We start from the raw sequence: 23,352 nt of genomic DNA, 5'->3' as shown, positions 1-23,352 counted from the left end.
AACATCAGGAACCTGTTAGTTTGGGATTCCGATCCGTGATCTGAATGGTGGGTACGCTGGTGTCCACCAGGTAGTAAAATTTCAGGTAACCGATGCTGGCAAGCACATCGAGAGCAGTTCGCATTTTCCGGTTCTGTTCGGCAATGCGCCCATTGAGCAGTAAACGCTGTCGAAGTCTGTCAAAGGTGATCGGGGCTGGATGTTGAGGTAGCGCTTCAAAAAATGTATAGAGCGCCTGAGCCGTTTCATTCCTGGTAAGTAGCTCCAGGGGTTTCTTCCGCAACAGAGTAAGATGATCTGAACGGTACAAATCCCAGAGTCGTTCGTCGGCTTCCAGGATGATGTAATCACTTTCACCATCAAATTCCGCCTCTTTCAGCAACCCGGCTACTTTGAACTTGGTGATCCCCGGGTTCTTCTCAAACCGAATGCTTTTTGAGCGAATCTTCGTCAACGAATCGGCTATCTCATTGCGCAGTTTCGTGCTGTAGCGTTTTGATGGGTAGCCGCAGAGTTTGGCAAATTCACTAAAGGGCATTTTAATCCGGTTACCTTTCAGCGCATCAGGCGATACGCTGAAGGAATGGACGATTGCTGTCCAGCACCGGAAGTCCTGGAAATAATTCAGCATCGGGCCGGTGATCTTTATGTCCGTGTACCCTTCCTGTTTTGCAATTTCCAGACTGGATAGCGCTTCCGTCACGTTTAGCGTGACCGTTGCCTCTGTTCGGCAACTGGGAGTAAAAACGCCCAGGCGGAGCAGTGATACAGGTTGTACTGATGAATTTTTTGTCACCGTCAGCTTTCCAGTCGACGGCTGATTGAAGTCGGGAATAGCGTCCTTGAAAAGAAGAACTTCATTCGAGTTCATCGTGTGGATCCCCCAGTTTTATTGTTATTTTCCGGGTATCTTGGAATGCCCAGTCCGGGCGAATGTATCACGGTGATTTTTATTGATCATGAGAAATAGGGGTCATTTAGTCCCCATTTATCGGGTATTGGTTTTTATTTGTACTAAATCAATACGTTATTTCAGAGATGAATCGGATAAATGTCGTTGACATCAAATTTTTGATCTGCTGCCAGTGTGGACAAAAAATGAATACCGATCACCTATTTTTGAGATTTGTTACGTATGATTATGTTTTTATTTGATGTTTTCATTAGCACAGCAGATGTTGATAATTAAGTTCCTTTCCCCTTCCAATCCCACCGTTATTCCCTTTGAACACCACCAGCTACCAGGCTAACCCCACCGACAGCCCTTCAGAGCTCACTTTTTTCCCTCTCAACCCCACCGGGGCAGGTCTTCAGAGCTTACCAGCTGCGGGTTTGCGGGAGCGGGGATCTTTTTGGTTCTATTTGGTCTTAATCTGGATCGATCTGTTGATCTACCCGGTGGATATGTGGATTAGTTGAGTCACGTCCTTGTTACTCGGTTGCTTAAATTTGGCCACTACGAACTGTCTCAATACCACTCTGAACAACATCCCAGTTGATACCGATATCACCATCGTGAGTTCGGTCTATCAACGCTAAGGTCGACTCAGCTTCGCTAGCTGAAACCTGCGGCATGTTTCGGTCTATTGCTAACTCCTGAACATCAGACTTGTACCAGACACGGACTAGCACCTTTTCGTCAGGGTTCATTTTTTGCAGCTTTGCGATAATTTCTTTTGCAGTTGCGTACATGTGAGTGCCTCTTATCGTTTTGTTTACACAATCAGTAAAGCACCGAGTCAGTAGCTGACGAAGGCAAAAAAGATACTTTTCCACAGGACAGTTCCAATAAAGAGATCCCAAAGGTGCAACGGAGTACAAAAGAGATCCCTGTACGCTGCAAGCCGCATGGTTACTGGGCTCAAGGGCATTTTATGACAATGGTAATGACTTTTTTGACATTGGTAATGATTAAAATGACATTGGTAGTGACTATTTCGACGTTAGTAGTGAGTATTTGTGACAATGGTAGTGAGTTTTATTGTGTGATCTGAAGGTATAACTCTTAAAGAGTTTTGAGTATATTTCTATTATAATTCATATAGATACCATCTATCACCTGTATGATGAAACAAAATTATTAAAATCTTATCCACTGTTTTCTATACGCATTTTCCTTTCATGCCCGTACATATTTTCGACAATTTAGCTATTCGATGTTGATTTAACTCGAAGAGAGAATTTATCCCCATTTTCCACAAGGTAGTTCCAATAATTAGTACCTTACGAGTTCCCATAGATCACAAGAGATCCCCGCAGCTCGGAAGCCAGACGGCACAAGGCCTGGAAGCCAATCGGTGACAACGGTAGTGATTATTTTGACATTGGTAGTGAGTTTTTTAACGGTAGTAGTGAGTTTTTTGACAACGGTAGTGATTGCGGCGACAATGGTAGTGATTTTTTAAAGGATCTTTTTCACCGGAATTGATCCTTTGTTGATAAACTACGTATGTATTTGTTTTTATGTGAATTTCAGAGTTTTATATTTAGTCGTGGCGTTTTTTTAGCCTGGACTTATGCACAATCTGAGATCGTCGCAGAGATCCCTTAAGTGACACTGAGGGCTTTGGGCGATAGTATTCAATAATCTGTTGATTAATACAGTCGATAAACCACTATGACCAATGAGAAAGATTCTGAGCAGCAAGGCCAGATGGTTACCAGGGCTTTCTCTGTAACAGAGAGAGAGACAGGTAAAGAAATTATTTTACGTCCTAATAGCAGCAGGACGGTTCAGTCTATCGCGCTCATGCGCCTTGGGTTGTTTGTGCCATCACCAAAAAGCGTTGGCCGTCAGAGTCGTGAATACAAAACTGTTGGCTTTGATGCCACGAAAGAACTACAGACACTTTCTTTGATGGAGAGCGAGGGTTTCACCAATATCTCGATCGTGGGTCAGCGCCTCGATATGTCTGTTGACTTCAAAACGTGGATGGGAATCATCCGAACGCTAGCTAACCATCCGATTGATAACGATAAGATCAGCCTCAAATTTACTGAGTTTCTGAAGCTCTGTAACCCTGAAAATTATCGTTCCTCTACCGCATCCCGTAAGCGTATCGACGCGTCGTTACGCAGGCTGGCATCCGTGATGTTGTCCTTCACCAGCACCCACTCGTCAAAGGTGTATACGACGCACCTGGTGCAGTCTGCCTTGCTTGACCCGGACTCTGATCAGGTAGAGCTACAGATAGACCCTAAGATATTCGAGTTGTATCAGTACGACCACAAGGTTTTGATGCAGCTGAAGGCTATCAAGGAACTGGCGAAAAAAGAGAGCGCACAGGCGCTTTACACGTTCATTGAGTCACTTCCACCAAATCCAATCCCGATCTCCTTAACGAGACTTAAGAACCGATTAAATCTTAAGACCCGTGCCAACAGCCAGAACGCCACAGTACGTAAGGCATTGGAGGAGCTGGCATCCATTGGTTACCTTCAGTACACCGAAGTAAAAAAAGATGGGAAGGTTTATTTCCAGATCCACAAACGCGATCCTGATTTGAATCTGAACAATATCCAACCACCACCTGATGGTGATGGCGAGGGTGATGCTGATGAGGAGAACAATGGCACGTCGGGTAAAAATAATGGTGAGCCACTGGAAGGTGAATTGTGCCCACCAGATGAGCCCATTGATGGGGATGAAACGTTAACCATCCATGACTTAACAGCTGAAGAACTTCACTACATTCGCAGCCTTAGAAGCCAGAAAAAGAACAATCCCGCCAGCTAGCATTCCCTCCGGGCTGTCAGATGACGGCCTGGAACCCTCCCTCCCTGCACATCGTCAGAGAATCCTGTTTAGCTTAATGACAACGGTATTGAGTGACGCGGTCACTACTGTTGTCATTGCGGGGTGACCACTCATGACAATGGTAATGAGACTAGATAGCTCACTACTGTTGTCATCATCGACATCTCTCCAGACCAGCTTCTCAGGGAAGGTCTTACACCGCTCACTACCATTGTCGGAATCGCCGGTACAGACAAATCGCTGATACCCATGACACCATGACATCGGCAATGAGTCTTGGCAGCTCACTGCTGTTGTCATCATCGACAACTCTCCAGAGCAGCTTCTCGGAGAAGACCTCATACCGCTCACTACCATTGTCGGCATCGTCAGTACGGATTTATCGCTGATTCCCATGACACAATGACAACGGTAATGAGTGATTTGACTCACTACCGCTGTCATTTGCTCCCGGCGCATTTGAATGACCACTGTATTGACTAAGAATACTCACTACCGTTGTCATTCATGATTCAGACCAAGTTCTTACTGCTCCACCAGCACAATGACAACGGAAATGAGTTCTGTTGGTCATTACCGTTGTCATATGCATTCCAGGTTAATCAGGCCTTTCAGGTAGCTATGGTAAGGATTCACTCGCCGTACTGTCTGCTCGTACTTGAGGGGCGGGATGAATGACCGTGGTAGTGACCGCGTCACTCCCTGCCGTTGTCGTTGTATGAATACATGGCCTGTCGGTGACAATGGAAATGAGTCCAACCGCTGTCGTAGCTAACCTGATTGGTCAATGACAATGGATGTGATTTTTTCAAGTCTCTACCATTGTCATCGTTTCCAAGTACATTTCAGTGGGGTCGTTCCGGCGATGACGAATCAAGTGAGTGCGGGATCACAACCATTGTCGAGGCACAACTTGCCGGTTGTAGCCATACCGAACGCTGCGACAACGATAGTGATCTCGATCACTCATTACCGTTGTCACCAGGCGGATGGTGAAGCACCAGAATCACTACTGTTGTCATCTAACATTCTGCTACCCATGCAACCAATGACGATGGTAGTGAGCAACGCCGTCTACTTGCTGTATATAGGGATAGTATGATGAGCCATAACAATGGTAATGACTCACTACCATTGTCATAGTTCCTGTACTTGATTGCCGGTAACCAGACAAGGGTTAACCATTAAGCCACTACCGTTGTCATTACAGAAAGGTACTTTCCTTAATTGTCATTACCGTTGTCGACCATGCACCCTCTTACCAGTAGTAACGGTTCGTTAATTATGTGAAGGTGATCATTACCATTGTCACTGGTTACACTCCCGGCAGATTCAAAAATCGAGTGACAATGGATGTGAGTTCGATGCGCAGGACGGCATCTCAGTGCCGATGGCAATAGTTATGAGCTGACCAGACTGGTGACAACGATAATGAGCCAAGCATTGAAGCCCGTTTGCTACGACAACGGTAATGATTAGGCCTCACTACCGTTGTCAGACACGATGCTTACTTCGGCCAGGTAAGTTCATCCCACCGGGATTTTAACCAGGCAGGGTTTACAGGTTTTCTTGTCGGTAATATTGGCCGAGCTTCATACGCGATGAGATCGTCATCCTTAGCCAGGATAGTGGGGTGGAAATGGATTGTCAGGGTGCTGGGATTAATCACACACAGGCCGTTGTCGTATAACCGATGTATGTCTGCCCGAAGCCACAGGCCATTACTCCAGTGGTCAGAGCCCGCTTTATGATGCTCAATCAGATGTGCTGCTTCTCCCCTGCATTTTGTCTTCACACCGGTGACGACACACCGCTCCATGCAGTTGAAGTATACCCTGTCGCTGAATTTCTTCTGATCAGGACGGGACATCGCACCGTACCGGCGATATCCAAAGCGTTTTGGTGAGACTTTCTCATCCAGGTCATCGTCAAATGAATCCTGACTCTCAGGCCGGAAGGTCTTCAGACGAACTTCCCAGCGAATGCCGTCACGTGCAAATTGCTGCCCTACGCGTGGGTCATCATCAGGCCAGATAGCTATTCCCTTAGCTTTAACAGCCAGCCGGAACTGGCGGGCATCAGCAGGGGTTCCCGTGCGGGTTAGTGTCATAAATTCATGGACACTCCGGTACTCCACTGGTTCTCCTGATGAGCCAGCAGGCCTGGCGAGAACCTTGTCTTTAATATCGCGGGCGAGTTTATCGGTTTGATTTTTATCTGAAGCCATGTGAGCTATGCCATACCGGAAGAGGGAGGCATGAATAATGGGCTGTTTTCCGAGGATAAGCCATAGATACTCACTACTGTTGTCATTCTTGTCGATGACAACAGTAGTGAGTCTGGTTGGTATGCATCATGTCGAAATCGGAGCACCGGTGACTTATCGAATAGTCTGAACTGACTTGTAATGCGCTTGTGCAGGGTGGCCATAAGCCGTATTCGAGCGTGGAACTTCGAGGTGACCCGGCATCCATCCGGTCGTTTTTGCAACCCAGAAACAGCGTTCCTCACCGTCATCGGTAGTGACTCTAACACGACAACCTTCAAGCCCAATTAGTTGGGGGGAAAGATTACCGGGGCAGCATTTCCGGGAAGCGTTAGCATATACCTGCCCGCGCCGCATGAGTTCTGCACATTGTTCAAAATGTTCTTCTGTACCCAGTGCAGCTACTGGTGCTTCAACGTCCATCCAGTCAGCTACGGCGGTTGCTTTTGTATGCAGGAGATCAAATCCGTAGCTTGATAGAATAGAGCCACATTTAAGAACATAGAGCTGCTGCTCTTTGTTAATGTTTTCGAGTTTCATAGCCGCTCCTGTTAGATTATCGTTGCCTGTTATTTAAAACATGGCTTTTCAGTAAATAAATAACCACACCTGCATGACGATTGGGACGCGATAATAAATAACGAGTATCTATTAGCTTTGAGTGCCGAAAAAACCACAATCCATAAGTTGCTCACCAACGGTATTGTCGAATAACATATCGTCTACTGAAACTTCATAGCTATTCTCTGATGAAAAATATCCAGCGTTATCATAGTCGACTTCTAAAGCGTCACCATCAATAACCACAACCTCAGTATTAACGAAAAGATCATCAAGGTCTGAAATAACCTCAATATCTTCACTCTGTTCATCGGTAATGACAATGACAACCATATCATCTTCAAACTCGGAAGCTGATACTTCATCATATCTTGCTGCAATTAAATCTGACATATTAGCCTCCAGTTGAATGTGATTGCCTATATGTCTATATTACCACCCACATGCTTGTGACGAAGTGATTTGGCTTATTTTTAATCGTTTAAAACAAAAAAGCCACCCCGGTTATTTCCTTGGTGGCTAATTGATATTATCCCTCGGCTAGTTCCAGCGCTTCCTTCTGGGAAGTGGCTTCACCGAACCAGACCAGATCATAATGCGTGAAGTCAGTAGATAACATGCTCCTGACCCGTTGTTCCTCTGTTGCCACAGTGCGGCTATAGACAGCTACACAGCGCTCTCTCTTCCCGCCCCGCAATGATGAAGGGCTGTTGAAAATCGCAAAACACATCGTTTCCGGCTTAACGTTAACCCCGCCCATTTTTTCAATGACGTAATCATAGGCAATTTTTTCAATGTCATAAAATGAGCCGTCAGATGACACCATTGAATATTTCAGAACAGTACCCCCCAGAGCTCGCTTAATCTGGTGCTCCCTTTGCTGCTCGTTGTTCCAGCGAAAGGTTTGACGGCTGCTGGGGTGTCCTACTTTCTGTTCCGCTTTTGCACGTGGGCTATAGCCGTCAGCAATGAGTGAATCCATAAATTCACGCATTGATAAAATCTTACCGTTATGACGAATTTGTTTGGCTAGGAAGTTTTCAATACGTTTTTCGTTGGCTTTTTGAAGTGTCATTTTTTCTGGCCTATGGTTCGTTGTCGTTATATTCAGTAAACCATAGGTCGTTCATGTGACGAAACGTGTATTTATTCAACCCTATCTTCAATTATTTCGGTCATTAGAAAACGCAAATGATGATTATCGCCATCAGGATTGATTTTGTTTTTGTGATAATCCATTACGCTTACATTTCTTGCTTGTTTGAAGTGGTAATTATCCATCGCGTTTACAGTTTTCTCATAGTAAGCTTCAGCTGAATAATCCAATAAACTTCGATAATAGGCAGCGACAACATCCCATCGACGATTTTCCGATGCTTTACATAACTCTTCGTCGTCACCTATTGCCGCTATGATATAACCATATATATAGCCAAGACATATGTCATGATTAATGGCTTTTCTGAATAATTCGGGAGAATATACCATAAGTATAAAGCCTAAAGACCTATGTATAAATACCCTGCTGTCATGGACTATTTTTCTGTCATGTTCGATAGCTGATGGCGCGTTATCACCCTCAAGAGTAACAGGTTCAGGTATAGAGACTGACGGTTCCGCCCTCTCCTGTTTTGTTGCGCCAGCGAAAAACCTGCTTATACGTTCAAACATAATGTGTCCTCCGCATTTTTGACTCAGTATAGCCAGGAGCACTGGCCCGTGTGCGGGAACGGAAGATGACCGTCGATATCCCGTTGTTACTTAACCAGCCTTACCGTACTATCAGGTGAATTATAGTTCACGTGGATTAACCTATGTACAAACCCACCAGCGATGAATTTAAAGCAGAGATGAAACGCAAAGGCTGGACGCGGCAGGCGCTGGCACAGCGCTGGGGCAAGTCCGAAAGATGGATAAGTAATATTTCAGGTAATGAGGAACGCGAGCAGCATTGGAACGATGCGCTTGCAGGACTACCAGTATTAAAAAAAACCAAGAATAAGTGAAGTATAGTTCCCTTTTTTATTGATTAAATGTGAACTATAGTTCATGCTTTCTCGTGTGTTCGACTTCACTTCCCATCGAGGAGCAGCAGGCATGAACGTAGATCAGCGGCAACGTATTGAGCAGGAAATTGCCCGGGCAGCAGCAACCGGGTTGATTGAAGCAGGATATAGCATCTCGGTATTCGACTCAGAAGAGATTGTGCTGAAGCGCTCTACGAACGTAGAACGTATTGTTGAAGCCATGTTCTCTACTGATGAAGACTACTTCTATGCTTATCGCCCTGAAGAAACTGAACGTGCAGGTTACGTCCATTTTGTTTACGGCAATGAGGGATGGAATGTTATCAGCGATAACAGCCTGTCGCTTGAACCGGCGCTTGAAGCCGCTACTGCTCTGTCTGAGTCTTATGCCTGACCCTCAATGGCCCACTTAGTACTCGCAAGTGGGCTGTTTCTTATTCATACCCCATATGAATAGCAACATTATCACCACCTCGTGCCTATCCCTTTCTCCGTTCTTCGCCCCGGCACCAAGCCGTTCCGTTTTGTAATTGATGCCACAGCTGTAACGCGAAGAAATAAAAAGCCCGCTTGCAACGACTAAAGCGGGCTTTTTTTTATTCATACTGCATATGATTAACGGTCTATCCACCGTTCAATAATCCCATCAGGTACATCGAAATCATTGTCGCGGAAGAAATCCTTTTCGTATTTTCTGGCCTGCGGCATCGTCTTGAGTACGAAGAGGATGGCATCCTCCTTGGAACTGAACGAAGTCCGCGTAATGACGTGATCCGGCGCGTGAATGTGGGAGAGTGCCAGGCTTTCTTCGGTTCCTGGCTTACACAAATCACACCAGTGCTTATGCCAGAATGTCTCACCATTCTTCTTCAGCTTCGCCCCTGGTTCACCGGTTGGCGCTGGGTTAATAACCACCTCAAGAATATCTACCGGCTCATCTGCATCTCGCGCCGCATCGCCGAGCAGTTGATCGATAAGCAACTCCCCGGCTGAACTGACCAGGTTGCTGGCTATCGTGAAGAGACGGTGTAAGCCGCGATCTGCCTCTTGCTGAATCAGCGCTATCTGCGATTTAAACGATACCATATGCGTAAGCACAGCATGGTTAACGCCGAAATCAGGCCCATATGTCTCTATGTTTCGGTCTGCGCTAAAAGGGGCCATGTCCGGGCGCTGTTTTGTGCAAAAGAGACCCAGACTTGTTTTCTTATTGGCAAGATTATCGAGCTTACCCTCTTTGACCTCGTAATTTGAAATCAGACGGTGGGCTACCCGGGCCTTGAGTGCCTTATCATTCAGATTCTGATAGATATACTCGACCGCAGAGCCGCGTGTACCAAGATATAAGTATGACCACTCCTCACGGTCGACAATAAGACCAATCGGGATCATCATTACTGGCTTTTGAACGATCCCGCCAGTCGGTCGGTAGAAGTTCATTTCTTCAAAAGCATTAATCCACAATTCTGCCAGCTCGCTCAGACCTTCCTGGTTGCTGGGATTCAGACGCTTGAGAGTCTCACGGCCCAGTTCAATGTCTGCCAGAGCTTTAAGTTTCCGGTCGTAGCTTTCAAATACAGACTTTAACCCTTTCCACTCATCCACCAGCGGCCATTCTTTGAGGGTGCATTCAGATACGCTCAGTTCGTTAACCAGAGCCCATGAGCGAGATACCTCTTTCACACCGGTACGCGTCAGACTCAATACCACACGTATAGCCCATTTGTGTTTCTCAGCTGCATCGTTTCGTTCTTCAGCTCGTGGGGCTACATACAGGCCCAGTTTGCCGTTTGGCATTACCACAAGCCGTAGAGGAGAGTTTCCAAGTTGCTCACAGTAGCATTCAATTTGCGGGATGCTTGCATGACCTCGCCATGCAATTAAATCCATCATGGCAAGGAGCGCTTTCCATTGCTTCTCATCTTCCAGACCACTTTGGAGGGATGCACCTCGGTTTGCGCAGCGCCACGTCTGAATCGTTTTATCTACAGCCGCAACCCGGTCATTTTCGTCACCGATGTTCCCGGCGTTTAAAGCCGCCAGCATTTTGCTTCGGTATTGTTCTTCATGCGTTTCTTCCAGCTTCAGCAGTGCCGCAAGTTCTTTGAAGAGCCGGATGTAATAAAGATGGTTAGCCCGGATACGCCGGTTGTGAATGTAATATTCGAGATCGGCGGATTTCACCGTGTCCAGGCAAAGATAGCCAAGGCTATCAGAGGTTCTGAATTTTGAGAGGCATACCTTGGCATTGAATTCTCGTTTGTCTGACTTCGCATTACGGCTGTAGGTGTGCTGAACGACTGGCACATCAACGTAGATCTCTTCATTCTTCTGGTATGCCACGCTGGTACTACGGCTTTTAACGAAATCAACCGTGAATGAATGTCCCCGGTAGCCGTTACCTGAATCATCCTTAGCTGCCCCGGGTGCGGTAACCGGATTAACGACCTGTCTCCACTCACAAAAGACGCGTGAACCAGAACGCAGGTGCTGGTTCGCCTGCTTAATGTAGGACTCCAGCGATGGTCTGGTATCGGCCTCCGGGTCACTCAACAGACCGGTTCCATCTGCGTCATGAATAAAGCGGCAATATTTCTCCTGGAAGTCCATCGAGATGAAATTAATGTTACTACTGCGATCATAGAATTCGCCAAACAGGCGCTCACGCTGGTCGAGCCCGCAGCAAAGGATCAGGAAACGTTTATAGTGCAGCGCCATCTTTTCATGCGCCCGCAGCCGGTCAGTGTAAGCTACATCGCGGAAGGTGATGCGAGAACCGTCAAAACCGCGAAAAAGCGCGTCCTGCTCGTCACGTTCAGGGAACAGCGTATGAGCGCCCAGATGAGATTCAACCGGGCTGCATACCTGGTAAATATTTTCGCCGTCTCGTACCAGCAGGAAGACACATCTGTTTTGAAAGTCTTTGGCCGCAGCCTCCCACGGATCCTGATAATTGACGTGCCGTCTGGTGACGGCCATAACCAGTACGCAACGTTGGGTCGGGAAAATCTGCTCGATTAGGCCCGGGTGTTTTTGCAGTGCCTGGTCGAATAAATCTGCTTTGGTGAAATCGAACCAGTCTCCCAGATCCAGATAGACAGCGAGCTCCTCATCCATCAGTAGCTTTTTCTGGACAAATGTCAGAGGAATGTCGCTCGGGGCTGAATTGCCTTTGATTATCGTGTTGACGACAACATCTTTGCCGATGAAAAGATCCAGAGACGCAATCCCTTTCATCAGCGATTCAACGTTCTCCCTGCTCTCTTCGAATGCGGCCAGCTGCGCCGCAGCCATTTCCTGGTAATAGGGTACGACGGCCTGAACGGCCCTGGTAATTTCGTTATTCTTACCTTGTAGCCATTCAGATTGTATGACGGCCAGTTTATGTCCATGCCGAGCCGCTTCCATCATTCCCTTAATGCTTTCCTCATTGACACCGGATGTCAGCGCATTTTCTAACGGGCCGGTGGCGAGGTTTGTGTACTGGTCAATCGTCGCGGGTAGAGTATTGAGTTTGTTCTCGCTTTTTTCTGTCTGCTCTTTTTCAAGGCGTTCCGCAATGATCTCTTTCATGCGTTCAGGGTTTGTCATCGCCTCGGAAAGTTCAACGGTCAGCTTCTGAGCCAACTGCTGGCAGGCCTGCACTTCACTTTCGCGGACTTCTTTCGAGTCAGCAGCAAAGGTGAATTTGTTAACGAAGTCATCAAACAAAAAGCGGTGCTGAGTGAAGCTACGGGTAGTGCCACAAGTGCGGCCAGATTCATCGGTATATTCAAACCGAATGTGTTGGCCATGTTTTGATGGGTGGGTGCGCAGAATGACCGTATGCAGTTTGTTGTCGACCCAACGCAGCGATTCAATCAGCAGTACTTCGGAAGCGGCAATGTTCTCTTCAGCAATGGCTTCATTTGCCCGCCAGTACTGACCGCCTTGAAGAGAATGGAAACGTTCAATTCGCTCTACCGGTTGTTCAATGCGCACGATACCCGTCATTATGATCTCCTTCCCCCGGCTTTAGCCATGTTGCCGCTATTGTACTAGGACATGGTGTTTCTAATGGCTTAAATGGGGGACATATTGTTTGTGATACTTTGATTTTATCGTTGGGGGGGCAGGTGACGAATAGCTCTGGGGGATGAAAGGCAACGAAGAGTTGCCTTTTACGAAAAGGAAGATGCAGTACGAATTGCGGGTGGTCAGGAAAGAGGGTTTACCCAGCCTTTTCCGGTCACGAACTGAATTTTGCCAGCCTTTCTTAGCGCCTGTAACCGCCGGTCAAGAATGCGGAATGGCATCGGCTTATTCCTCTCCTCATCAGCGAGTCGGGAACACTCACCAGCTACGTCTGGAAGCATAATCAGTGAAAATGGAACCGGCTCTTTGCCGAGTATTTTCATGATCGCACTGTCCAGAACGGCGTACTTGTTTTTAGCAACTTGCATGTTCACTGTCCCCTCTCTCTATAGCGTGGTGATCGGTTCGCCTGATACCTACGGAACACATTCCGGTGGGACGGCCTTATTTTTATCCTGCCAACGTAGAGCAGCCTTAATACACTGCTTACACGTTATTTCACATACGTAAGGCCCGTACTCACCATCACTATGGGTGGCTGGGTTAACCCAAAGCTTGCCGTTACTTCCACCTGCGGCGGTGCAAAGAAAATCCCCTTCATTTCTGACCAGGCGCCCATCACGTATGTCCTCAAGTAAAAGCACGTGAATCACAGTTCGCCGGTTTATACCGTTACCGCTACTGTTTTCCGTCAGCCCGGAAATCACCGATTTGAATCCGCTTGTCCATCGTACCGGAAGATACAAACGAGCGTTTCGCTCTTGCGCCTGTTGCATCAGCTTCATATCGAGAGCGGCCTTTTGCTGTCGTTCTTCTTCTTGCCGTGTCAGACGTTGTCTGGCCTGTTCCTCTCGTCGGGCCCGGCTATCAATCTCAGTTTCAGCTTTAATATCGAACCGGTCAGGTGTAAGAAACAAAGTCGCACCTACCGGAGGGAGTGTGCCCTCCACCAGCAGCAGGTTATCCTTTGTTGCTTCCACATAAACTGTTCCAACCTCGGTAACCACACCCGTTTTATCTTTTTCCCCCCGGAACCAGAAGGGCGATGGGTAAGGAGGGTATTTGAGAACGATCATAATTTTTCCTTTCTGAAATACCGCATCGAGTTAATTTACTGGTTGTCAGAACGCAGTAATGTTATTTCTGATTTTGTTCCCGGTACTTCATTACGATATCCATTTCCTGTTGAGTTAATCCATTCTGAACTGCGGCCCGGCCTTGCCATATGTGAAAGAGCACCTCAAGAAAGACCTTTTCTTCTTCCTCTGATACTGAACCACTTGAATCAGGTGAGTAATCATCTTTCATAAAGCTATCGAACAGAACTCTTTCGCTGAGCCCCGCTATAGCAGGTTGTTCGCTGTGGGTCAGCCAACCGTGATGCCACGAAAACATGCAGTAGGCTGCTACATCACGTGGATCACCTTTTGAAAGGTGTCGGTGGAGCTCTTTGAGGCATTCATCCTTCCAGTCAGATTTTGCCCATTCAGCCCCACGACCATACTTCTCCTGGGCCCGGTAAAGCTTACCCGCCATCTCAGAGGCGAAGTTAACTACAAGCTGAGCTGTTGCATCGTGTAAACCAGCAGGGATCTTTACGAGGTGATTTGTGAGGCCACACTCATTGATAACTACCCGCAGACCACGCTTTATCTCTTCAACATCATCGGAACCAATTGCACCCTCACCAGATGCCGCGTGGAACGCGTAGGCCATTGCGTCCGTTATTTCTACCGATGAATCAGCCTTTTCGCCTGACGTACACGTTTCTTGAACCAGCTCGCCCTTCTGTTTGTTGTCCAGCAGACTAATCATGGTGTTTTTAAGTAACGTTGCTTTTTTGACGGCTTCCATATTGCCGTTCTGCAAAGCGGTCGTAATCTCAGTATCTATCTCGTTAATGCCTAGCTGAAGCTCTTCAGCACTGGCATAGAATATATTTACGATTTTTGTCTGGCGCATTAATTTTCCTTTTCAATAATTTTATGTCCAAGAGAATCAAGTATTGCAATAACTTGGTCTCTGGAATATGCAGGATAACTATGATCTGCAAAGCAACATGCAGGGGGTGGCAGTATGATTTTTTGTGGGCTTTTATTTCTTAGTTCCTTTAACTCCAATAATATGCTGAGTAATTGAGACGCTTTCTTTTCCATCGCATCAGCTCGGCTTGGGCTGATAAGTGCCCTCTGCGCATATAGCAGTTCAGTTGTAGTCTCAGTAATCATCGAGTCGAGTTTTGCAGGTGTCAGTTGCTCCATTTTTCCACCGGTTATTAATGCAATAATTGAATTCAGACCGTCTCTTTTGAATAGACAACGTTTTTAGCGAGTTCGAATACAAAATCGCTTACGAAGGTAAAATCGCGCCATACCAGCACACCATCTACCTTATGCCGCAACTCAACCTGAGTGGATGTGTTGCTATACTTAGTGACCTTGATGTCCCAATCAATGAAACCACCAGCATTCTGAAGTTCAGTGACAGCGGCTAGGTTTTCCTGTTGCTTCAGGTTGTAGGCCTCGTCTGAGTCGTCGTTCTTCACAAGCTGGATTTTTTTGAATACCATGCGGAATCGGTCGGCCAGAACTTTGCCACGCATTTTTTCAACATCATTAAATACCTGCTCGACGTATGCACTCATGGTTTTCCTCGTGACTTTAATGATAGCAATTACAAAACCCGTATAGCCTGATTAGGCTCTGTATTTTTTAAAAATTAATCCGTGAGTAACATTATTAACTGCATTAAACCTACGACGAAATTTAAAAGAAGACAAAATGTGCTTGAATTTAAGAAATATTGAATTCGTTTAGTTTATCTGTTAAAAAAATACTGCTATTGAGCACCAAAAAAGGTGTCTTCTTACAGCGGAAACAAAAAACGCTAGAAAGTTACTTTTTCCTCATTGGAAGGCTTTTTAAAAGCGTTTCCATCGGGATGGCTTCGACGGATTGTTTCATTTTCTCTGGTTCTACTCCAAGAGATGCCAGCTGCCGGTACAGTACTTCCCGTTCTTGCAGGAGGCTTATCGCCAGCCGTGATATTGCAGCGGCGTTTTCCAGGGCGATTGCAAGGTTGTTTTCGGATGGAAAACTATCCCATGTATCCACTATGCCTTTTGCCAGGCACACGGTTCGCTTAAGCGGCTGAGGAACGTTTAATGGGTTAACGCCGGGTGGCATACCGGACAACTGCCTAATCAGTGCTCTTCCTTTCATTCCATCAGTTCTGTCTGCCATAGCAAGACCTCTATTCGTTGTACGTGGTCACTTCGGCTGAGTAGCAGTGCTGCTGATAACAGGCCTCTGTCTGACCAGACAAAGCGGTACGCAGCATTACGGTAGTTCCGGGTACGGGCGCGGATTTTGACCCGGGCGGAAAATCACTTAGCTCTACACTGATTCCGGCATGACCCGAAAACAGCACTGGGTTTTCACGCATTTTCATGCCGATATTCTGGTTACCATTTGCAATGCGATACATCACTTGTTCGATAGTAATCTGAACAGGTTCGTTGATCCGTAAAGGCCTGTTCCCGTTGCTGCCATTAGCCTGGCTGCACAGCAACAACATAGATGCTACTGTCGTAATAGCAACAGAGCCTAGTGAAAGCATGATTTTCATTATTTTCCCTTTATTCCAGGCAGTTAAGCCGCCTCACAAAATTCACTCTGACCAATGCTTGTTAAACCTGACAATTGCCACAGCCTGATTAACCGCATCATTATTTTGATATGGATCCGTAACGCGTCCGCGTTCTGAGTTGCCAGTTCCTGTATGTGTATCAGGCCAAGGCTCAACTCTTTATGGCTATTGAGTTCATAAAGCGCACGTCGATAAATATTGAACATCTCACGAGCCACCAGCGATTTAAGGACTTCCGGTACTGAAGCACAGTGCGCGAAAGCTCGGGCCCGCTCCTGTCTCCAGTAGCGGCGCAGCGCATTTGATGTATCAGGTTTGTTGCCCACGTCACTCATCACAAGACACCAGGCATTGGTCTGGTTGATCAGGACAGTTTCCAGGCTGTTTTTGCACAGCGTTTTCTCGTCCATAAGCTCGTTATGGCTTTCCTGGCGTAAGACGCGATGCAGCCAGAACCCAAATTCTGTCATGCGGGTCATGTGGTACTGGATGGTGAAAGCGAGGTTAGCCCACCATTTAAAACGAATGATCCGGGCCTCCAGCGTTCTTTTCAGAACATGCTGGTATTTCTCGGTCGAGAGGATGCGAAGGTCTTTTCGAGCTGTGATCCCTTCCATCGACTGGAATCCGGTCAGGCCGAGTCGATGGTAGGTTTGACCACGCTGCATCATTTTGTGATACAAGGCTGACTTACCTTTGCACAGAGATACCGTGCCGAAACGCAGGTAGAACTGCGCCGCGCTCCCAGCGGTGTACGCCCCGCTCTCAATAGCAGATTTAAGGCGTGGGTATTCCACCCATAACACAAAGCTTGCAGACTCTTCATCTACGGTAACTTCGTTATCTTCGCTGAAACTGACAACACGACGGTGGCCGTCTCTTGTCTTGATGACACGTGCGGCGCGTTCGTCATCTCCGCCGTCGAAATAGGTCATTTCCGCAACAGGATCAGCCAGCCCATCAAATAGTGAGTCATCGCCAAATTTCCCCACCTTCAGCCAGACTGCTTTAGGGATTGGGGACTGAGGGACTACAGGCATCGTCGGTTCATCAGTCAACAGATCCAGCTCGCCGTGGGCCCAGACGCGGTGGTAGATCTCCAGTGCCCTAAAAGGCTTGTCATTGAAATGATGGAAAGCCCACATGAAATCGACATGCACAACGGCTTCTTCGCTGACGATGCGGAACTGAGGCCGGGACATGCGACGGTTATGCGCATTGTCTTCCAGCAAGCCGTAAGCGAGTTTCTCGGCAACGTCATCGGCGCGTTGCTGCTCTACGTAGTCGGCGCTACAGCAGATGTGTAACAGACGTTCCAGGAATTTCGGCGAGTATACATCTGGCTGGATCTTAATATACCCACCTTCGTATACCGTGCGGCCCACTGGATGGCGGTCTTCCCAGGCATAACGGCGTTTGGCAATGAAACGCTGAAGCCGGTTCAGGATAGCCATATAGCCATATTTCTCCGGGTCGGCATTCAGCAGGTTTTCCATAGAGCGGTCGAGCCCTACAGCCTGGCAAAGGTAACAGCCAAATCGTGAACCACAGGCGCTTTTTGCTTTTTCAGAACCCGTCCAGACACATTCGCCCGTAGCCTCTTTGTAGAGCTCAGCAGTTTCATTATTGTTAGGCAGGTAACTGGGTAACGCAAAACGAGCCTCATCCCCGGACGATAGCAGGAATTCCCATACGTTCCCCTGATGCCAGTGACGGATCGGATAGAGCTCACCGCCCTCTTTTGTCTGTTTAACGTCTTCAGCGCTCCCGCCTTTTTTTTCGATGTTCATGGCACGGGTTGTGCTCTCTGCATCACGGGAACCCAGCAGCAGACAAACGCGCTGACGAACGGCTTTAGGCAGTCCTCGCATGTACTCGGCACGGGCCCGACGTGCAGGATCGACCTTCAAGTCGATCGAGCACTGTCTGGCGGAACTATTTGAAAATGTTGGCAATCCTCGCCCTGAAAGGATGCGGCCAGTCCACCCAGATGTCAGTCCAGGCTTACCAATTACAATGCTCAGCGGTAACTGGTGCTTTTCAACGAATGCCTCAAGTTCGGCGAGTTTTGTGTCTGCCAGCCAGCGGACGGCTGGATTCTCGATGCCCGTGTCGGTGTGGATCACATAGTGATGCTGGCTGATGTTTGTGCCATTGCGGGTAGCCCTTACCAGCGCCATCAGGAAGAGGTGCAGAACGCACTCAGAGTCCTTTCCTGATGAATACGCCAGGCTCATAGTCCAGCCGTCAGTAAGCGCTTTATAAATGGCGTTTGTGCCGGTGGTGATAAGATTGGCCATGCTCGTGCCAGTGCTGGCATCGACATAATTCAGGTCTTCGTCATTAGCCAGTGTTTGCCAAACCGTATCCCATTTATCCCCGGTAAGGATTGGGGCAAGGGTCGGTTCTGATGTGCCAAAGTCGATTACCTGTTGCATGGTTCACCTGTTTATTTATTCGTTTTGTATATTTATTTAAACACGGGCGTACCAGCTGACGAATAAGGCCAGCGGTATTATTTAATGATTTATTTAGTAATCGGGGATGGAAATAATTGATCAAGACAACTCATTGGTTTGCCAATGGCATTTGTGAGCTTTAGAATTTCTCCCGGCGTAACTGCCTTAAGCATTTCAGAGCGCCCTTCACGGATATATTCATCTACAGACATATTCCGCCATCCTGCTTTTGGTCGATTACTGCAACCTTGCCAGTTTGAATCAGCATTATCCCGACGAAGAACATATACATCGATAGAGCGAGTTAACCCTGCACCGAACGCAGCCTGAGCAGTAATTTTCACTTCAGATCCATCCTTGCGTTTAATGACCTGCGATATACGCGTGATTAACTCTTCAGGTGCGGATGCGTTGTTCTGAGTTTCATTTGTCATAAAACACCTCGTGAATATTGTCCGGTTTGTTTACTTATTAAATCACGAGGCATTCGGGTGACGAAGTGATGTTCAGAAAGATACTTTTCTTTGCTGGAGCAGGCTTAACCGTTGGTTGTCTGGATGCTACCATTCATAAGAAATGACGGTTAGCGTATCACTCACCTGTTCTTTGGTGATCTTTGGTTTTACCGGTTCGGGTAAAATTGTAATCGAAATTTGAATAGTTGCCGTTGCCTGTTGCTTTTTATCACCACTATTTCCCTCATCCTGTGCCAGTGCATTCCATGAAACAACGAATAATAAAGCTGAGAGTATCGTTTTCATTTTACACCTATATAAAAGATTGCTGTCCGTAGAACCATTATCTATCGGGCCAATCAGCTGGCGAAATTAAACAGTCGAAAACCTTTAATTAAATATCAGGATAAGGTCAGTAGCTTTTATGGTCAGTCGTCATCATGATACTCAGGGCCACCATAATTATCAAATCGAGACCATTGACCATTAAATGTGAGACGTACTGTCCCTATAGGCCCGTTGCGCTGTTTACCTATGATAATTTCGGCTATACCTTTCATATCGCTATTTTCGTGATAGACCTCATCACGGTAAATAAACATGATCAGGTCAGCATCCTGCTCAATGGAGCCTGACTCTCGCAAATCTGAGTTTACCGGACGTTTATCGGCACGTTGTTCAAGCGAGCGGTTTAGTTGCGATAAAGCGATTACCGGTACATTCAGCTCTTTTGCCAGTGCTTTCAGAGATCGGGAGATTTCAGCAATTTCCAGAGTTCTGTTGTCAGATAACGACGGTACACGCATCAACTGAAGGTAGTCGATCATAATGAGGCTAAGCCCACCGTGTTCGCGGGACAATCGACGCGCCCGGGAGCGAACGTCCATAGGTGTTAGGCCAGAGCTGTCATCAATGTAAATGTTCTTTTTTTCCAGCAGCAGTCCCATTGTGCCGGATAACCGGGCCCAGTCCTCGTCATCGAGCTGTCCGGTTCGGATGCTGGTCTGGTTGACGCGTGATAGCGATGCCAGTGAGCGCATCATGAGCTGTTCCGTAGGCATTTCCAGGCTGAAAATCATGACGGGCTTATCGTTTGTCAGCGATACATTCTCGCAGATGTTCATTGCAAACGTAGTTTTCCCCATTGAGGGTCTGGCAGCGATAATAATCAAATCCGAGGGCTGTAGACCGGCTGTCTTCTTGTTCACGTCCACGTAGCCGGTATCAACTCCAGTGACCCCGTCATGGGGACGCTGGAACAAGGCTTCAATCTTGGTAACGGTTCTGTCCAGAATGCTGCTGATATTTTCCGGCCCACCGCTTTTATTTCCCCTTTGCTCTGCAATCTGGAAAATCCGGCTTTCTGCAAGATCAAGCAATTCGTCACTTGTCCTACCTTCCGGGTTGTAACCGGCCTCGGTTATTTCGTTGGCAACTTTTATCATTTCCCTGATTACGGCACGTTCCCTGACGATCTGCGCGTAGGCAATTATATTTGCCGCACTGGGCGTATTTTTTGACAGTTCTGCCAGATAGGCGAAACCGCCGAGACTATCCAGCTTACCTTCTCCCTCGTTTTCGATGTGCTCAGCGAGGGTTATCAAATCAATCGGGAATTGATTCGCAACGAGCGATCTCATTGCAGAGAAAATTGAGCGATGCGGTCGAGAACTAAAATCCTGCTCACTAACGATTTCTGCCACATCATCCCATCTCTGGTTTTCAAGCATTAACCCGCCCAGCACGGACTGTTCCGCTTCTATCGATTGCGGAGGGGTTTTTAAGCTGTATTCAGCTGTTTGCTTTGTCTCACCTGTTTCGGTAAACGAGATGTCCGCCATAGTCATAAGTGGCCTCAGAGGTTCTGGAATAGCTTTTGTTTTTGTAATTGTCGTGCGCATTCCGATACCAACTCCGGGTAACTGGATGCTATTGCCTTTAGAATTGCTTCAGAGAGCTCATTCGCTTCATCAGAGCGGCCCACCAGCCTCAGCTCGGCTACTGTACCGGGGTCGCAGTTTGTCAGGTTGGCGCGGGCGTAATTGACTTTCAGCCGCGCCAGAAATTCCACCCCGGGCTTGCGCTTCACCGCGTGGACAGAAAGTGTTTTTCGGCAAAATCGACCAGCTGTACGGCGTTCGTGATGCTCCAGAGCTTTTGCTTCCAGCTCCTGCCCGGCGATAACGGTCACATAGAGGCTACTAATCAACGCCGATACATTCATGCAGCAATCCCCCGCTTATTAGCCAGCGCAACGGTATCCAGAAGTACGAAGTCATCAAGCAGGTTCAGTCCTGCGGGCGTCTTCTGATCACGCCATAGCGCATCCAGTACATCGGTGTCTGGCATTCCCGTTGGGATTAGGCTTAGAAGTTCGGATAACGTATCTACCTGTAGCATGTGGCAGATAGAAGCCAGCATTATTCCCTCTGACGCTTTATCCATAAGACCACCGATCAGAATCTGAATTTCCGGGGTCATAACAAAATGCTCATAATTGGATTTATTGAATCGGCACTGAATGAGTTTATAACCCTTGAACTCAGTAATTAACTCCTGAAGGAATACATGCAGCATATCTGGTTTTGTTTTTCTAATAGCCGCTACCTGCATTGCAATTTTTAAAATGCCATCATCAACTCTTTCGTGCGGGCATCCTGCGGAGGAATAAATACTTTTTGCCTTTTCGAGCCAATTTTGCAGCTCGATATAATTAGTCTGAATATTCAACGCGACCCCCATTGCTATCCAAAAAAGTCTATAACCCTGATATTTTAATGCGCTCCTGTCTATCATCGAAAAATTTAAGGCAGCAAAATGCGGCCATTTATATGTGCAAAAATATGAGCCGGTTTATCCGGCCCATCAGAATGAAAAGGAATTTTATGCAGGTCTGTTAAAGACCTGCTGGGAGGTTAGTACACCGGGTGCAGCTGAGTCTCTTCAGTTTCACCATTCTGCTGGTTAGCGCCATCGGTATCGGCATCAGTCGCATCGTCAGCACCGCCGTTGTTTTCAGCACTATCACCGTCGTTGTCACCATTAGCTTCAGCATCTTCTGCCTGTTTTGCTGATTCCAGTTCAGCCAGGGTAGCCATCAGAGTACGGGCCATTTCAGGAGTCAGGCGTAAGACGACTTCTTCCGGCACGGTTTCCGTAATTTCGATCTGATTTTCATGCTCACCTTCCGGCTGCGGCGGGATCTGGTCGCGCAGCTGGCTCAGGGTTGGCAACAGGCTGTCGAAGGTTTTACGGATAACTTTCGGTTTCAGGCCAGTCTTTTTCTTGGAACTCACGAATTTGGCAGTGACGCGGGTTTTCCCAGCTCCTTCTGCCTTTTTCAGGGATTCCATCAGGACTTCATACGGGTCGCGGTCAGTACCCTGACATTCGTTAATAACGTCAACGGCAACGTCACCAGATACCTTATCTTCTTTCACCAGCATCTTGATGCTGAAGTCAGCGTTTGCCAGCACGATACTGCGGCGAACGGTGACCAGAGAGACACCCAGACGCTGAGCAATCGACTCAATGGTGTGACCCCAGCCAATCAGGCGCTTGAAGCCTTCAGCGCGTTCCACCATCTTCAACTGAAGGGAGTTGGCGCTCTCGATCATGTTGTAGACTTCTTCGTCCTTGCCGCCTTCAAATTCCTCGACGGTGATTTTCTGGAAGCTCGCGCCCTCAGCAATCGCCATCATCAGGCCAGCAAAACGGTGGTGGCCATCAATGATTTTCAGGCGGGTTACGCCTTCCACTACTACTGGTTTAACGCGGATGACAGGCACTGACTGAGGACGTTCCAGATAAGCGTGTTTGAACATTACCGCACGGTCATAATTTACGTCGCGGAGGTTCAGTCCCTCTTCCACAAACAACCAGTACGGGCTCACCGCAAAGACGTTGTTACGCCCGATATCGGCTTCTTCGAACTGTTCCGTATTGCCGCTTTTACGCGCTTTGGTTACGAAATCGCTCAGTGCTCGGAGTGATGATGGCGCTTTGTCTAAGCTGCGCATCAGTACCGCAGCGCCTTCCAGATTTTCCAGGGTACGGCTTTGTTCGAAGATAGCTTTAACGTCGGTGTTCATGGTGTTTCTCCGCT

At 47.4% G+C, this 23,352-nt stretch carries 25 protein-coding genes; 3 read left to right on the top strand and 22 right to left on the bottom strand.

All coding sequences use genetic code 11. The annotated features are described in order from the left end of the window. Positions 1 to 4: 4 nt before the first annotated feature. Both H7R56_RS25840 and H7R56_RS25835 read right to left on the bottom strand, forming a co-directional pair. Complete coding sequence (locus H7R56_RS25840; RefSeq protein ID WP_008786567.1) at positions 5 to 871, bottom strand: RepB family plasmid replication initiator protein; 867 nt, start codon at positions 869 to 871, stop codon at positions 5 to 7. Positions 872 to 1,443: 572 nt separating this feature from the next. Beyond that, the gene (locus tag H7R56_RS25835) at positions 1,444 to 1,692 is read right to left on the bottom strand and encodes a hypothetical protein (protein ID WP_016241546.1); all 249 of its coding nucleotides are present in this window, start codon (positions 1,690 to 1,692) and stop codon (positions 1,444 to 1,446) included. A 925-nt stretch (positions 1,693 to 2,617) separates the two neighbouring features. Here H7R56_RS25835 and H7R56_RS25830 point away from each other — a divergent pair. Then, a complete protein-coding gene (locus H7R56_RS25830) occupies positions 2,618 to 3,736 on the top strand; it encodes a replication initiation protein (RefSeq protein WP_016241547.1) in 1,119 nt (372 codons plus the stop codon). Positions 3,737 to 5,264: 1,528 nt separating this feature from the next. On the opposite strand, the gene H7R56_RS25825 is transcribed toward H7R56_RS25830, so the two are convergent. The 5 genes from H7R56_RS25825 to H7R56_RS25805 form a co-directional block, all read right to left on the bottom strand. Further along, positions 5,265 to 5,984 (bottom strand): HNH endonuclease signature motif containing protein, encoded by a 720-nt coding sequence (locus H7R56_RS25825; RefSeq protein ID WP_007372337.1) that lies wholly within the window; start codon positions 5,982 to 5,984, stop codon positions 5,265 to 5,267. Between the two features lie 153 nt (positions 5,985 to 6,137). Then, positions 6,138 to 6,563: a hypothetical protein gene (locus H7R56_RS25820; protein ID WP_016241550.1), complete on the bottom strand. Its 426-nt coding sequence runs from the start codon at positions 6,561 to 6,563 to the stop codon at positions 6,138 to 6,140. A 111-nt stretch (positions 6,564 to 6,674) separates the two neighbouring features. Next, a complete protein-coding gene (locus tag H7R56_RS25815; RefSeq protein ID WP_007372336.1) occupies positions 6,675 to 6,977 on the bottom strand; it encodes a hypothetical protein in 303 nt (100 codons plus the stop codon). A 136-nt stretch (positions 6,978 to 7,113) separates the two neighbouring features. Further along, positions 7,114 to 7,659 carry a hypothetical protein gene (locus H7R56_RS25810; protein WP_007372335.1) on the bottom strand — a complete coding sequence of 182 codons (546 nt, stop codon included), beginning with the start codon at positions 7,657 to 7,659 and terminating at the stop codon, positions 7,114 to 7,116. A gap of 71 nt (positions 7,660 to 7,730) precedes the next feature. Further along, complete coding sequence (locus H7R56_RS25805; protein ID WP_016241551.1) at positions 7,731 to 8,255, bottom strand: hypothetical protein; 525 nt, start codon at positions 8,253 to 8,255, stop codon at positions 7,731 to 7,733. Positions 8,256 to 8,398: 143 nt separating this feature from the next. Here H7R56_RS25805 and H7R56_RS25800 point away from each other — a divergent pair, with 143 nt between their 5' ends. Both H7R56_RS25800 and H7R56_RS25795 read left to right on the top strand, forming a co-directional pair. Further along, a complete protein-coding gene (locus tag H7R56_RS25800) occupies positions 8,399 to 8,590 on the top strand; it encodes a hypothetical protein (RefSeq protein WP_007372333.1) in 192 nt (63 codons plus the stop codon). A 91-nt stretch (positions 8,591 to 8,681) separates the two neighbouring features. Then, the gene (locus H7R56_RS25795; protein ID WP_007372332.1) at positions 8,682 to 9,005 is read left to right on the top strand and encodes a hypothetical protein; all 324 of its coding nucleotides are present in this window, start codon (positions 8,682 to 8,684) and stop codon (positions 9,003 to 9,005) included. A gap of 221 nt (positions 9,006 to 9,226) precedes the next feature. Here H7R56_RS25795 and H7R56_RS25790 read toward each other — a convergent pair whose 3' ends face one another. From H7R56_RS25790 to H7R56_RS25720, 15 genes are all read right to left on the bottom strand, one after another. Continuing rightward, complete coding sequence (locus H7R56_RS25790) at positions 9,227 to 12,604, bottom strand: hypothetical protein (RefSeq protein ID WP_048242079.1); 3,378 nt, start codon at positions 12,602 to 12,604, stop codon at positions 9,227 to 9,229. Between the two features lie 203 nt (positions 12,605 to 12,807). After that, positions 12,808 to 13,053: a hypothetical protein gene (locus H7R56_RS25785; protein ID WP_007372330.1), complete on the bottom strand. Its 246-nt coding sequence runs from the start codon at positions 13,051 to 13,053 to the stop codon at positions 12,808 to 12,810. 48 nt (positions 13,054 to 13,101) lie between these two features. After that, the gene (locus tag H7R56_RS25780) at positions 13,102 to 13,761 is read right to left on the bottom strand and encodes a hypothetical protein (RefSeq protein ID WP_008786574.1); all 660 of its coding nucleotides are present in this window, start codon (positions 13,759 to 13,761) and stop codon (positions 13,102 to 13,104) included. A gap of 61 nt (positions 13,762 to 13,822) precedes the next feature. Continuing rightward, on the bottom strand, positions 13,823 to 14,647 hold the full coding sequence (locus tag H7R56_RS25775; RefSeq protein ID WP_182928826.1) for a hypothetical protein: 825 nt from the start codon (positions 14,645 to 14,647) through the stop codon (positions 13,823 to 13,825). Continuing rightward, positions 14,647 to 14,946 carry a hypothetical protein gene (locus tag H7R56_RS25770; RefSeq protein WP_016241553.1) on the bottom strand — a complete coding sequence of 100 codons (300 nt, stop codon included), beginning with the start codon at positions 14,944 to 14,946 and terminating at the stop codon, positions 14,647 to 14,649. The genes H7R56_RS25775 and H7R56_RS25770 overlap by 1 nt, the downstream gene beginning before the upstream one ends. Positions 14,947 to 14,978: 32 nt before the next feature. Beyond that, the gene (locus H7R56_RS25765; RefSeq protein WP_007372327.1) at positions 14,979 to 15,329 is read right to left on the bottom strand and encodes a hypothetical protein; all 351 of its coding nucleotides are present in this window, start codon (positions 15,327 to 15,329) and stop codon (positions 14,979 to 14,981) included. 250 nt (positions 15,330 to 15,579) lie between these two features. Continuing rightward, positions 15,580 to 15,927, bottom strand: coding sequence for a hypothetical protein (locus H7R56_RS25760; RefSeq protein WP_008786575.1), 348 nt, complete (start codon positions 15,925 to 15,927; stop codon positions 15,580 to 15,582). Between the two features lie 10 nt (positions 15,928 to 15,937). After that, complete coding sequence (locus H7R56_RS25755) at positions 15,938 to 16,312, bottom strand: hypothetical protein (protein ID WP_008786576.1); 375 nt, start codon at positions 16,310 to 16,312, stop codon at positions 15,938 to 15,940. A 23-nt stretch (positions 16,313 to 16,335) separates the two neighbouring features. Continuing rightward, positions 16,336 to 18,771 (bottom strand): phosphoadenosine phosphosulfate reductase domain-containing protein, encoded by a 2,436-nt coding sequence (locus H7R56_RS25750; protein ID WP_007372324.1) that lies wholly within the window; start codon positions 18,769 to 18,771, stop codon positions 16,336 to 16,338. Positions 18,772 to 18,860: 89 nt separating this feature from the next. Continuing rightward, positions 18,861 to 19,226 (bottom strand): hypothetical protein, encoded by a 366-nt coding sequence (locus H7R56_RS25745; RefSeq protein ID WP_008786579.1) that lies wholly within the window; start codon positions 19,224 to 19,226, stop codon positions 18,861 to 18,863. Between the two features lie 126 nt (positions 19,227 to 19,352). After that, a complete protein-coding gene (locus tag H7R56_RS25740) occupies positions 19,353 to 19,553 on the bottom strand; it encodes a hypothetical protein (RefSeq protein ID WP_007372322.1) in 201 nt (66 codons plus the stop codon). A 122-nt stretch (positions 19,554 to 19,675) separates the two neighbouring features. After that, complete coding sequence (dnaB, locus tag H7R56_RS25735; RefSeq protein WP_007372321.1) at positions 19,676 to 21,088, bottom strand: replicative DNA helicase; 1,413 nt, start codon at positions 21,086 to 21,088, stop codon at positions 19,676 to 19,678. Positions 21,089 to 21,102: 14 nt separating this feature from the next. Then, a complete protein-coding gene (locus H7R56_RS25730; protein ID WP_007372320.1) occupies positions 21,103 to 21,471 on the bottom strand; it encodes a hypothetical protein in 369 nt (122 codons plus the stop codon). Next, the gene (locus H7R56_RS25725) at positions 21,468 to 21,977 is read right to left on the bottom strand and encodes a hypothetical protein (protein WP_223307977.1); all 510 of its coding nucleotides are present in this window, start codon (positions 21,975 to 21,977) and stop codon (positions 21,468 to 21,470) included. The genes H7R56_RS25730 and H7R56_RS25725 overlap by 4 nt, the downstream gene beginning before the upstream one ends. A gap of 185 nt (positions 21,978 to 22,162) precedes the next feature. After that, complete coding sequence (locus tag H7R56_RS25720) at positions 22,163 to 23,338, bottom strand: ParB/RepB/Spo0J family partition protein (RefSeq protein ID WP_007372318.1); 1,176 nt, start codon at positions 23,336 to 23,338, stop codon at positions 22,163 to 22,165. Positions 23,339 to 23,352: the final 14 nt, after the last annotated feature.

Origin of the sequence: Klebsiella sp. WP3-W18-ESBL-02 (genome assembly GCF_014168815.1) — a bacterium.
Classification (GTDB): domain Bacteria; phylum Pseudomonadota; class Gammaproteobacteria; order Enterobacterales; family Enterobacteriaceae; genus Kluyvera; species Kluyvera ascorbata_B.
This window is presented reverse-complemented; position numbering and strand designations above follow the sequence as displayed.